This window comes from Legionella norrlandica (assembly GCF_000770585.1).
Classification (GTDB): Bacteria; Pseudomonadota; Gammaproteobacteria; order Legionellales; family Legionellaceae; genus Legionella; species Legionella norrlandica.
The window spans coordinates 1-10,285 of record NZ_JNCF01000084.1; the positions used below are offsets into that span (position 1 = coordinate 1).

Below are 10,285 nucleotides of genomic sequence, written 5' to 3' on the forward strand. Positions count from 1 at the left end.
GGCTAAATCACCAGTAGGCGTGGCAATAGCAGAACCGCCTTCGGCTTGATAACTCATTTGCCATTTGGATAAAGCATTGCCTGCCCCTTGAACACCTCCAGCAGCCATAAAAGCAGCTAAAACTCTGGGAGCATTAGTGATGTACTGTCCTTTAATGCAAGGATTGCCGAATTGAGTAGTTAGATAACCAATGCTGTCGTTGTTCACCAGCTCCGCAGAGCTTTTCATTTGTTCCTGACCAGCACTGACGAAATGTCCATCTTCAAAGACAAATAAAGCTGAGGTGACATAAGCACGGACGCAGCTGATGTTATCAAGGAAAGAGCCTACGCCAATGGAATAACCGCTGATTTTCATACCGATAATTTCTTCCGGTAATTGCATCCCATTGGCAGTCATTAAATCACCACGGCTGACCATTGCGGTAAAAGGAAATAAAGGCTGCATCAGTTTGCCCTCAACAGGTACTTCACCCATTAGGGAAGACAAAAGTGTAACCTTGCTAAAATCACTACCTGCCGGAATGGTATAGAAGGGTGTTTTGGTTGGCGCTTTTTCTTTGGTGGATGAGTCTTGGTCTGCAAATATTTTTCCTTCAATAGGGGCTTTATCCAGCAGTCCATCCAGATCTTTGAGTTGGCCAGATACAGGAGCTTGAGTGCCTTCCATGGGATAAGATTGAGTTTGATGATCGGTAAGTGCTGAGAGCTTTTCTTTCAGCGTTTGCAATTCATCTTGTAGCGTATGGCTTGCTTCTTGTATCGGTTGCTTTAATTGTTTTTGCAGCGATTTATTCTCCTTGTGCATTTGTTCCAGCTTCTTTTCTGTTTCAAGGAGTCTTGCAGACACATCACGGATGTTGTCGTTGAATTGGCTGGTGATGGCTTCATGAAAATTGTTGGGATTAGGTGTGTCATCATGGATAGGCGTACTATGACGGCTATTGATAAGAATCATGACGACCGCAAACACCACAGATCCAGCCAAGATTTTAATGCCTTTGTTTTTGTTCATCGGCTGTACCTCGCATGTTGAGTAAGTGCTGCGGCAAAGGGTTGGTCAGAAACCACAAAGACAGTTGTACTTTCGTGTTGATTTCGCGGAGGCAATTCACTTTTGGGATAGAAACTTGCAGTTTGCCAATGCCCCATGAGTTTTGAAAATTGCAGTTTCACGGGTTGATTTAACAGGTTTTTCAAATCGATCGCAGTCACATAAAGGCTACCGCCGCGCCATGAAGCCAGAGGGTGCGCTTCAATGCTTGCACCATAAAATAAGGGAATGGTTTTGTTGGTTTGCATGGGCGAGCGATAAATACCCTCTGGAATATTTCTGACACGTTCAGGTGAATACAAGGCTTGAATAGCAAAGCGGGTAAGCTGGATGGCGTTGTATTCGTATTGGCTTGCACCTGACTGATGAGTGGTTTTGGGATTATCTATCAGGATTTCAATAGGCGTGGTATTGGCGGCTTTCTCATTTGCTTTAAGATTCAGTATGAGCACTTCGCCTTCTGGTAAGAGTTGTACAATCAAACGTGCATCGTTGAAGGTGTCTTTGGCCTTTAAATACAGACTGCCTTTTACTTTCAGAATATCTAAGTTGGTACTGAGTTGTTGATCAATGATTTTAATGGCCTGGGGAAATTGAACGAGCCTTTCTTTATTGATAGGTAATTCAATCGTTAAAGGACTTTTTCCCAAACCAGATGTTCACTTTGCAGCGCGTAGCTTACTTGCGTGAGCATAAAGCCAATTATTAATAATATGTGTTTAATGAGTTTCATGGGATTCCTCCGTGTCGACCAATAAATCTTGTAAACGTTCTTCAGGACGGGTGTAGCCATCGAGAGCGAGTTGGAAAGGGTTGTGTAAACGAGACAACTTGAGTTTGACCACGCGTAGGTGATAGGCCACTACCTTGTCGGCAATCACCATACCGCTGTTGTCTTTCAGTCTTTGAGTAATGCGCAGGATTAATTTCACCTCCCAGGTATCAGGACCAATTTTTCTAATATCTTGAGGCTCCATGAAACGATAGAGACTGGCTACTTGACTGCGGTCAAAGAGCTGCGCGTTTTTATAAGCTCCCAGCGTTTCTCTGAGTAATTGTTCATGACGAGGCGTAAAATAATAATGAAAGGCTTTGATATTTTGGTTAAATTCTTCTTTGCCTTTATTAGACCAGGTGTATAGCGTGGGTATTAATGAGGACACAAATCCTTGCACATATTCATTAGGGATATCGCTTGCTTTCATTAAACCGCCATTGGCCGCCATATTAGGGCTTAGCCAAAACTCATAGCGTTTGGGCATGGTCATGAGGTTAATGATTAAGGCCAAAACGATCGCTGATAACAGGCCGATAAAAGCCAGTAATAAACGGTTATGATGCTGTAGGCTGTCGATTTTTTTCCAATATTCAAACATGAGGCTCTCCAACAGATTTATTCTTTTGCCACTGCCCCTGATAATGAATCCAGGGCGAGTGTTTGAGCCTTAATCGCACCATCCATTGAATGGTTTTCTTCATCACATAACCATAAGGTTTGCCTGCTTTGATACGGGCGACTCCTTTTGGCCATACGGTAATGGAGAAGATGAATCCAATCACAAAACCGATGCAGCCAGCGGCTAGTGGATACCCTGCCATTGTTCCTAAAAGAATAAAAAGCAAGGTAGTTACTGGTGTTGTAGTGATGACAATCCAAAACAATTCACGCAGACTTAAGCCTTTCCAGGCTGGAAAGTCATGTGATAGATGGCGCGAAGAAGGCTGACTCATAATTTCACCTCCTATATTTTGAACTTGGTAATCATGGTGTAACCCACGTAACCAGAAGCGATGCTAATGGCTAAATAGGTGATTCCCATTACGGCAAAAGTACCGAAGGCCACCATGGAACCTTCGTTCTTTTTGGATTCTTCAATACCGTGTTGTACTGTGGTAATGAACTTGATAAAGGTCACGACTGCGGTGATGAACAACAATAAGCCAAGACCCTGTTTGACGTAATTGCCTGTTACCGACATCATGCTTTTGGAACCGTCACCGATGTTGTCCGCATCAGAAATTTTAGGGAACCAGTTATCTGCCAATAACACAGGGGCGTAAAAAAGATTGACAGCTCCCAGGTAGAGCGTGCGAAGCGTTGTTTTCATGTTGTCTCCTTAACGAATAACACTAAAATGAAAATCATCAGGCCAATGACCAGCCTGACCATTCGAGAGCCGAAGTTCAGCAAGTATCCTTGTTGCTGTTTTTCCTCGGTTCCCATCATGTGGTTGACGCACCACATCACCGCTAAAATCACCAGGCTTATGGCAATAAAACGGATACTGCTGGAAAAGACTTGGGCTGAGATGTTGTTGCTGGCTTGTTTGAATGTTGAAGCAAACATTCTCGCTATTTCGTCTTTACTCATTAAGGTTTCCTCACAAAATCCATTTCTAATGGTTTAATTTTTCGAGGGGCAATGATGGGCTGGTTGATGTAGTCAATCAGGCCGTTGCGGATATTTAGCAAGTCTTCTCTCAATCCGGAGTGATGCTGGCCTTGGAGGTCTTCAAATCCTTCTATTTGCAATTGGATACGAGCATTAGGTGTTACTTGTGTTTGCGCTTCATCAAGCAAAGGCATGATGGCGTTAATCTGATTAATGATGCGCACCAAAGTTTCATTTAAATCAGGGTTATTTGCTGAGCATTGAAGGCTTATCATTATCAAGGTCAAACAAAGCAATCGTTTCATGGTTTCTCCCTATAAATACTTCTTAAAACGGCTGGCCGTCATCGCTACCATTAACCCCATCAATAAACTGATAGGAACAAAAACATAAGCAGGGGTGATGCTGACGGGCAGGGCAAGCCACAGCATAAGTAAAATCACAAGACCCTTTTTTAAATAGTGATTAAGCCTGTGAAACACATAAGAGGATTCACGGCCTAAACAAGCAGTGCGTATCGCTCTTTGATTTAGTCCGTCAACCAGACCTGCAATCATGGTTAAAGCAAATAAGGGCAGGGCAGCGAATAAGATAATGAGTTTGATTAAAAGGCACTGGCTGCTTAATAAAAGGATTTGCAAGAATTGTTGTGATTTTTCGATTAAATCCTTGGCAAGATCATTAATGACCAATTTGTTTACGTAAGGAATGGCTAATGCCCAATCTGGTTTGGCATTTAAAGGAAGGACTGCCAGAAGGGAGCCTTGATAAACAGGACTAATAGCCTCTCTTTGAGTGTTTACAAGGATATTCACTTTTTCAAAAGCGATGGGGTAGCCATGCAGCATCCATTGGCTCAATGCCCAGATAATAATTGCTAACCAACCTAAGAATAGCACTATGGTTAATTGCATGGTCAGTTGCCTTGAATATTGCTTTACTGCCATACAGCCCCCTCAGCAATGATTAAGGGGTAATGTTGTTCATGAAGGTATGCAAGCAATGGGTCAACATTGACAGGCAGTAACGGTAGTTTGAATTTTTCTTGCAAAGCGACAATGGTTTCAAAGTCATTGACGTTGGTAATGAATCCTGTGGCTTGCATGAATTTTAATTCTTCTTGATGCTGTTCCAACCATTGAATCGATGCTTTATCTGCACCTATGACAAACAAAGGTATGTTTAATAAAGTGGTATCCAATGTTTTGCGGCTGACTTTGCCTGCGGTGGCTTTGCTTTTGGCTGGTACGCCTATTGGGCTGGACAAATTTAATTTTAATGACGTATCACTTTGTGACAGGGTTAAAGGAATGACGTTCATGCTATGAACATTCAACGCGACCGACAGTAAAAGTAGAATCCTAATCATTAAAATCTTCCTAAATCGACAACTTGCGAGGTTTTACCATTGGCTATTAACAGTAATGGGGTTTGTTTCTTGGCAAGTGCTAAGCCTTCAAATTGTTGGTTGCCAGGGGTTAGCGTGATTTGCTGATTGGTCACTAATTGAATGGGGATTTGATGTCGATTCGCCCACAGTTGTATGGCGTTATTGTTCATATCCAGAAACAGCAGGTTAAGTTTTGTATTGGGAGTGCGGTTAATCGCGTCAATCAGTTGCAGTACAATGGTGGTAACCGCATCGTCAGGTTTTATAAATAAATAGAGTGTTTCACCCTCTTTTAATTGAATAGGTTGATGAGCATAGGGTGAGTAAGGGGAGGGATCAAAATCGCCAACCACGGGTACGTCTTTAAATAGTTCGTTATAGGCCTTATAAAAAGCATTGTTCCAAGCGATATTTTGCGCCACTTTTTGTGCTTCCTGGCGAGCAGCAAGGTTTGCAAAATGTTCACGTTCCGCATCATCTCTGGCGTTAAGTCCAAGAATATCAATAGGTGTCATGCGCAAGTCTTTATAATACACACCGCTTCTACTTTGCATTAATTGCAGATAGCGTTTTTCTTCCTTTTCATTCAATCCCCAGACTTTCGCTTCTTGCTTTTGATCATCATTAAGTTGGAAATCCTTTTCCTCGATGACTTCATCATGAAATTCTGCAAGACCTGCTTTTGCTAGGGCATTGTTGGCTTGCTGTATGGGCGAGGTGGCAATGCCAGGGATATACAAACCCGCGATTGCTTGCTGGCCTAATAACAGGCTTAGAGCGATGGCAGACAATTTATTCATTGTTCACCTCTTGTTGGGTCAAATGGATCAGGACATGGGCTTTATCTGCGTTCTCAAATTCGATAGTTTGCTTGGCAAAATTGATATCTAGGATTTTCCATCTGGCTAGGGAATCCCCTTTCTCTAGGGCTTGGGTTTTATAATCGTAAGCAACCGATGCGACTGAAACTTCCTGTACACTGTCTATGCTTAAAACTCTAAAAGGAAGTTCGCTTGCTGGCAGCATTTTAATAGGCTGCTTTTGGCTATCTAAATGCTTCAACAATTCTCTAATGCCATCAAGCTGGTTTTTAATAGCAGCTTGTTGGGTTGAAAAAAGATCACCTAATTGATGGTCGTCTTTGTTTTGCATTTGTTGGATGAAATCCCCAAGCTGTTTGATATTGTCAGTAATAGGAGAAAGGTCGGGTTGTTGGTTAGGTTTATTTAATTGCGATTGAATAGTTATAAGTTTTTGTTCCAGACCATTCAGATTGTTATTATTGATGGATGAAGATTGGTGTTTTACACACACAAACACAATCACCAGAACATTTAAAACAACCAGGCCAAGCCATTTGGCATCCAGAAATTTCTTCATTGTGCTCTCCTTGCATTAAGACTGAAATTGATTTCTCTTAAGAGGTCATCCTGCTTGAGGCTAAACAGGGTTTTCCCAACCAATACCGTGAGCCCGTCGGCTATAGCTAAAGGACCAAGGTTTCTGGTGACTTGGGGTAGGGGTTGTTGGAAGATTTGTTTAAGGCTTTCGTTTTGCTTATTCTGGGGAGCAAGATGGTAACCTGAATAACGAAGCCAATACTCAACCGCTTCACCTATCGTTTGAACTGAGCTTGGGAAATGAATCTGCTGGACTGTTTTAAGCGGATTTATCTGTGCTGCCAGGGGTTGATTATTCACGGTAGCATAACGTCCAACCTGGGTGATATTAGCAGCTTGTATTTGCAGGCTGCTTAGGCTAAAAGGCCAATAATGGTTGTTCTCAACATAACTATCCCTATCCTTGATTTGACTTGTTTTCTTGGTCTAATTTTTGAATGTATTTGCGGATAAAGACTTCTTTGCGATCGATATCGATTTCGCTGGATGCTCTGACACCAATTCCTATCAGGCCATTTTTTTCATAAAGAACAGTGATTTTGATTTTGCCTTTATTGATATAGATTTCTTCACCAATTTTGCGGTCTAGGATCAGCATGATTTTTTCTCCTTAACTGAGGGACTGGTTAGCTTTTCCATCATCTCTTTGATGTGGGATTTAACGATTTGTGGGTCGGTTCTTTTATGGTTTTCGGGTTTAGCCCGCAGAGCTTCTTCTCTTGCCTTAATACTTTTTTGAATGCTGATGCAAAGTTCTACAAAGACAGGAATAACGGGAGGGCGTTGTTGCGTTCTTTTTATTTTTTCCACCGCAAAGGTTAATACCTGGCTATCAAATTCTTTGATGCTGTCAGCCCATTCCAGCTTGGCTGCTTCAAGGGCTTTTTCATTGTTATAAGCAGAAAGCCATAAGGCACCATAGATGGCATTAAATCTTAAGAACAAAGTATCCACCCGTTTGTCATACGCTTCTTGTTGAGTCGAAGTGGATGACGTTGTTTCCTGTTTGGGGTTCGTCTTCAAAGTTGATGCTGAAGCTGGATTCTTTGCAGGATTCAGCGAGAATATCTGCGGCTGATTTTTTTCTAAAACTTGTTTGAGTGTTTGCATGGCCTTGCTCCTGTTTTCTTACGGGTAAAAGATCATCATTCCAGCATTGTTGGGCGAGCCAATTGGCTGGAAATTTCCATTTAGGAACCCACTCACCACAGAGCTCCAGGTCTAAACGGTTTTCAATTTGAGCATGCAGTGCATCCATCATCTGCCTAAACAGAGTTTCATCGGGTTTGAGTTTATAAAACTCCTGGAATGCTCTAGTCTCATCCTGCTTCTGTGGATAAAGTTCCCAAAATTTTTGAAATTGGGCGCGCACATACACACACAAATTTTCTGAGTTATGAGGTGTGTCGGGTTTTATGTTTTCAACTGTGTTGGGTTTTTTAGAAAAATCATCGTAACTTGATGATTTGTAATTCTTTTTGATGTTCGGGTTTGTGTCGGGTTGCTGTGTCGGGTTTGTGTCGGGTTTATTTTGGACAGAAATATCCGTATCAGCTAAAAGGCATTTTACAATCAGGTTCATGCCTATGGACTCAATCTTGATTAAACCAGCTCTCTCCAGCGCATAGATGATTCTTCGCAATTGTTGACGACTAGGACTACCGGATTGTTGAAAGCCTTGATGAGGCTCAATATATAAAGCCTCAGCGAGTTGCTGATAACTGATTTTTCGTTTAACCCCAACCAGAAAGGTTTCCCTATCCATATAAGGTCGAATCCCCAGCAAGTAGGTCGATTGCTGGATATAAGGCAATCCCATCAGTGCGGATAATTCGTTAGTAGTAACAAACAAAAATCCCATTTTCTTATTCATCCATCTAAAAACACTGTTCCAAATTCAGTGTTTGCAATATCAAATAATTTCATTTAGTATCAATCAATAACACGAAACGTGTTGTTGATAACCCATTGTAAATAAGCACTTTTTAGTGTCAATGGGCTATTTCCGTTTGATATCAAATGAACCTAAATGAACATGAAAAAAATTATAGGTAGTAGGATTACGCAGGCTAGAAAAGCAAATGGGTTGACGATTAAAATATTGGCAGAGAGAACAGGATTTGGCGCTGCCAGGATTGGGAATTGGGAGCAGGGTACGAGAAGCCCAGGACCTGAAGAGGCTTTAGTTCTATCCAAAGAGTTGGTTGTTGCTGCTTCTTGGTTGCTTGGTATTTCTAATGACCCACATGGAGAGTGGATGGATCATGTTATATTTGAATATTAAGATCGCTTTTAATGCAATCTGAGTTTGGCAAAGTTGAAGGCAATCAACGACGTCTTCTTGATATTGGCGGGGCACGTTGTGGTGTCTCAATCAAACCGTAGCGTTCATACAGACGAATGGCAAACAGGATAAATCATTATGCTAGGCCTAACCCCTGTGAGTTCAGCCATTAAAGATGGGGTCAATTATTTTTATCGCCCGGGAGGCCCTTATTGGCAACCTGATATTGGTATTGAAGGGTTAATGCCTTGGTATATTGATACCAACATTAGAACCTATTACCGTGATGGCAGTGTGAAATTTGACATTCAGTTAGCTCGGGCTAACCAACTGACCAATAACTTTTTCTTCCTCACAGGACTTCGCAGCATTTTGGCCACTCATACCGTAGTCAAAAATGAAATTGGCAATGGCTTAAACCAAATGCGTTATATCCTTAGACCTTATTATCGTCTTAAGCCAGGGCTTAATATTTTTACAGAGTACGAACATGATGAAGAGTATGGTGCTCTTAAGTGGATTCTTCGAAGTCAGGGAGAGTCTACTACTCAAGATACAATCACGTTAGGAGTTGCTGTTCTTTTTTTAAAAAGCCAAATATACAGTGGAATTATTTTATGAATTCATAGGAATAAATAGTCACCTTCATGATACTAATCCATCAATGAGGAACATTATCACCTATCAATAACCTTGTTTATTGAGGTATTGAGCGTTCTCTTCCCAAGAAAATCCTTCCTCATGTCTTTTAGGATGGTGACAATTTATCTGACGATACTGGGTTAAATTATCCTTAGTTTTGTAATTTAACCCAGGATCCTGGATTTTTTAATGATTTATCTGCAGATCATCATTTTCAAATAATGGAGTTTGCTTAATTTCTAAACTTCTTTGTTGTAATTGGTCGGTTTTCACATAGGGACAATAATATGCATTAGCTATTACGGAATGGATATTAATAGTTGTTAAGTTTTTTGATCCCCTTACATATCTCTTATGAGCTTCCCTTGGTGTATGGGTTATAAGAACGATAACATTTGCTCCTAACTTCGCGCCTTCATTTTTTAAAAAATTATTATCATCTTTTTCTAGATCTTTTAAAGAGGAGCGGATATCCATAACTTCATGTACATTTGGGTTTTTAATAATCCCTAAGAAACGGCAATTTCCTGTAGGATAGGAAAAATACAAGTTAACATTTTTCGCATCTGCATTTAATTGACGTAATCCTCCACAACCCGAATTCAAAAGAAGAATCATAAAGCTAATTATTAAATAAACAATTTTCATACCTATAATTCCTTTTATTTAGCGTGCTTTTAACATACCCATATAAGACTATTACTTACTTTGATTGTGAATAAAAGTATTAATTGTAAAAATATAAAATTAATGTCGCTTTCAATTGAGTAAAATAAATTCGCCATTTTGCATAGTGATGGCTAAGATGTGTACCCGATTTACGAGCTAAAGTCTTTTGTCACTTGCCATCATATTTTCGGCTACTTCTTCCTCTTGTTTTTGAAAGGTGGTAATAATCTGCTTAAAATAATTAATCCGTTGTTGCTAATCATTGGTCGTTGTTGATGGGGCACAAGAGGCCAACAAAAGCATTGTGCTGAATAAGGTCATTACCCCCAATAACGGATTTAAAAAATCTCTGTTTTGGCATATATCCATGCTACTTGCAATGAAATAAAGTGATTGTGGAATCAATAGAAAAACAATCCATCTCATCTTATAAATCGGCTCTTCCCCATTTCCGG

The 10,285-nt window shown here is 40.7% G+C and carries 16 protein-coding genes and 3 pseudogenes; 2 read left to right on the forward strand and 17 right to left on the reverse strand.

The genetic code is table 11. The features are described 5' to 3' along the window. From OK13_RS12680 to OK13_RS12750, 15 genes and pseudogenes are all read right to left on the reverse strand, one after another. Positions 1–1,014, reverse strand: a 1,014-nt coding sequence (locus tag OK13_RS12680; RefSeq protein ID WP_035891343.1) for a membrane protein, incomplete at its 3' end; no start/stop codon positions are given. Next, a pseudogene (locus OK13_RS12685) lies at positions 1,011–1,786 on the reverse strand (TIGR03749 family integrating conjugative element protein). The pseudogene OK13_RS12685 and the gene OK13_RS12680, both read right to left, overlap by 4 nt. After that, positions 1,773–2,429, reverse strand: a complete 657-nt coding sequence (locus tag OK13_RS12690) for a TIGR03746 family integrating conjugative element protein (protein WP_011213423.1) — start codon at positions 2,427–2,429, stop codon at positions 1,773–1,775. Before OK13_RS12690 ends, OK13_RS12685 begins: the two are co-directional and overlap by 14 nt. Further along, complete coding sequence (locus tag OK13_RS12695; protein ID WP_011213424.1) at positions 2,422–2,784, reverse strand: TIGR03750 family conjugal transfer protein; 363 nt, start codon at positions 2,782–2,784, stop codon at positions 2,422–2,424. Before OK13_RS12695 ends, OK13_RS12690 begins: the two co-directional genes overlap by 8 nt. Positions 2,785–2,795: 11 nt before the next feature. Next, positions 2,796–3,161 carry a hypothetical protein gene (locus tag OK13_RS12700; RefSeq protein ID WP_011213425.1) on the reverse strand — a complete coding sequence of 122 codons (366 nt, stop codon included), beginning with the start codon at positions 3,159–3,161 and terminating at the stop codon, positions 2,796–2,798. Then, positions 3,158–3,424 carry a hypothetical protein gene (locus OK13_RS12705; protein WP_011215143.1) on the reverse strand — a complete coding sequence of 89 codons (267 nt, stop codon included), beginning with the start codon at positions 3,422–3,424 and terminating at the stop codon, positions 3,158–3,160. The genes OK13_RS12700 and OK13_RS12705 overlap by 4 nt, the downstream gene beginning before the upstream one ends. Beyond that, positions 3,424–3,750, reverse strand: coding sequence for an RAQPRD family integrative conjugative element protein (locus OK13_RS12710; protein WP_011215144.1), 327 nt, complete (start codon positions 3,748–3,750; stop codon positions 3,424–3,426). The genes OK13_RS12705 and OK13_RS12710 overlap by 1 nt, the downstream gene beginning before the upstream one ends. Before the next feature lie 9 nt (positions 3,751–3,759). Beyond that, complete coding sequence (locus OK13_RS12715; protein WP_011215145.1) at positions 3,760–4,392, reverse strand: TIGR03747 family integrating conjugative element membrane protein; 633 nt, start codon at positions 4,390–4,392, stop codon at positions 3,760–3,762. Next, positions 4,383–4,814 carry an integrating conjugative element protein gene (locus OK13_RS12720; RefSeq protein ID WP_011215146.1) on the reverse strand — a complete coding sequence of 144 codons (432 nt, stop codon included), beginning with the start codon at positions 4,812–4,814 and terminating at the stop codon, positions 4,383–4,385. Before OK13_RS12720 ends, OK13_RS12715 begins: the two co-directional genes overlap by 10 nt. Then, on the reverse strand, positions 4,814–5,635 hold the full coding sequence (locus OK13_RS12725) for a TIGR03759 family integrating conjugative element protein (RefSeq protein ID WP_011215147.1): 822 nt from the start codon (positions 5,633–5,635) through the stop codon (positions 4,814–4,816). The genes OK13_RS12720 and OK13_RS12725 overlap by 1 nt, the downstream gene beginning before the upstream one ends. Further along, positions 5,628–6,215 carry a hypothetical protein gene (locus OK13_RS12730; protein WP_011215148.1) on the reverse strand — a complete coding sequence of 196 codons (588 nt, stop codon included), beginning with the start codon at positions 6,213–6,215 and terminating at the stop codon, positions 5,628–5,630. The genes OK13_RS12725 and OK13_RS12730 overlap by 8 nt, the downstream gene beginning before the upstream one ends. Then, complete coding sequence (gene pilL2 / locus OK13_RS12735) at positions 6,212–6,583, reverse strand: PFGI-1 class ICE element type IV pilus protein PilL2 (RefSeq protein ID WP_080464839.1); 372 nt, start codon at positions 6,581–6,583, stop codon at positions 6,212–6,214. Before pilL2 ends, OK13_RS12730 begins: the two co-directional genes overlap by 4 nt. A gap of 49 nt (positions 6,584–6,632) precedes the next feature. Beyond that, on the reverse strand, positions 6,633–6,833 hold the full coding sequence (locus OK13_RS12740; RefSeq protein WP_011215150.1) for a carbon storage regulator: 201 nt from the start codon (positions 6,831–6,833) through the stop codon (positions 6,633–6,635). After that, on the reverse strand, positions 6,827–7,258 hold the full coding sequence (locus OK13_RS12745; RefSeq protein ID WP_229290860.1) for a hypothetical protein: 432 nt from the start codon (positions 7,256–7,258) through the stop codon (positions 6,827–6,829). Before OK13_RS12745 ends, OK13_RS12740 begins: the two co-directional genes overlap by 7 nt. Next, entirely contained in the window at positions 7,197–8,096 is a 900-nt protein-coding gene (locus OK13_RS12750; RefSeq protein WP_011215152.1) for a hypothetical protein, read from the reverse strand. The genes OK13_RS12745 and OK13_RS12750 overlap by 62 nt, the downstream gene beginning before the upstream one ends. Before the next feature lie 168 nt (positions 8,097–8,264). On the opposite strand from OK13_RS12750, the gene OK13_RS12755 reads away from it, so the two are divergent. Then, positions 8,265–8,519, forward strand: a complete 255-nt coding sequence (locus OK13_RS12755) for a helix-turn-helix domain-containing protein (RefSeq protein WP_011215153.1) — start codon at positions 8,265–8,267, stop codon at positions 8,517–8,519. Between the two features lie 165 nt (positions 8,520–8,684). Further along, positions 8,685–9,140, forward strand: a pseudogene (locus OK13_RS12760) (copper resistance protein B); the annotation flags it as partial. A gap of 207 nt (positions 9,141–9,347) precedes the next feature. On the opposite strand, the gene OK13_RS12765 reads toward OK13_RS12760, so the two are convergent. Then, positions 9,348–9,809, reverse strand: coding sequence for a DUF4156 domain-containing protein (locus OK13_RS12765; protein WP_011215154.1), 462 nt, complete (start codon positions 9,807–9,809; stop codon positions 9,348–9,350). A gap of 276 nt (positions 9,810–10,085) precedes the next feature. Next, positions 10,086–10,285: pseudogene (locus OK13_RS14885) on the reverse strand (hypothetical protein); the annotation flags it as partial.

Excerpts from the sequence above, each read along its gene's own strand:
- OK13_RS12690 (WP_011213423.1), bottom strand. The coding sequence starts at position 2,429 with ATGTTTGAATATTGGAAAAAAATCGACAGCCTACAGCATCATAACCGT.
- OK13_RS12695 (WP_011213424.1), bottom strand. The coding sequence starts at position 2,784 with ATGAGTCAGCCTTCTTCGCGCCATCTATCACATGACTTTCCAGCCTGG.
- OK13_RS12700 (WP_011213425.1), bottom strand. The coding sequence starts at position 3,161 with ATGAAAACAACGCTTCGCACGCTCTACCTGGGAGCTGTCAATCTTTTT.
- OK13_RS12705 (WP_011215143.1), bottom strand. The coding sequence starts at position 3,424 with ATGAGTAAAGACGAAATAGCGAGAATGTTTGCTTCAACATTCAAACAA.
- OK13_RS12710 (WP_011215144.1), bottom strand. The coding sequence starts at position 3,750 with ATGAAACGATTGCTTTGTTTGACCTTGATAATGATAAGCCTTCAATGC.
- OK13_RS12715 (WP_011215145.1), bottom strand. The coding sequence starts at position 4,392 with ATGGCAGTAAAGCAATATTCAAGGCAACTGACCATGCAATTAACCATA.
- OK13_RS12720 (WP_011215146.1), bottom strand. The coding sequence starts at position 4,814 with ATGATTAGGATTCTACTTTTACTGTCGGTCGCGTTGAATGTTCATAGC.
- OK13_RS12725 (WP_011215147.1), bottom strand. The coding sequence starts at position 5,635 with ATGAATAAATTGTCTGCCATCGCTCTAAGCCTGTTATTAGGCCAGCAA.
- OK13_RS12730 (WP_011215148.1), bottom strand. The coding sequence starts at position 6,215 with ATGAAGAAATTTCTGGATGCCAAATGGCTTGGCCTGGTTGTTTTAAAT.
- OK13_RS12740 (WP_011215150.1), bottom strand. The coding sequence starts at position 6,833 with ATGCTGATCCTAGACCGCAAAATTGGTGAAGAAATCTATATCAATAAA.
- OK13_RS12750 (WP_011215152.1), bottom strand. The coding sequence starts at position 8,096 with ATGGGATTTTTGTTTGTTACTACTAACGAATTATCCGCACTGATGGGA.
- OK13_RS12755 (WP_011215153.1), top strand. The coding sequence starts at position 8,265 with ATGAACATGAAAAAAATTATAGGTAGTAGGATTACGCAGGCTAGAAAA.
- OK13_RS12765 (WP_011215154.1), bottom strand. The coding sequence starts at position 9,809 with ATGAAAATTGTTTATTTAATAATTAGCTTTATGATTCTTCTTTTGAAT.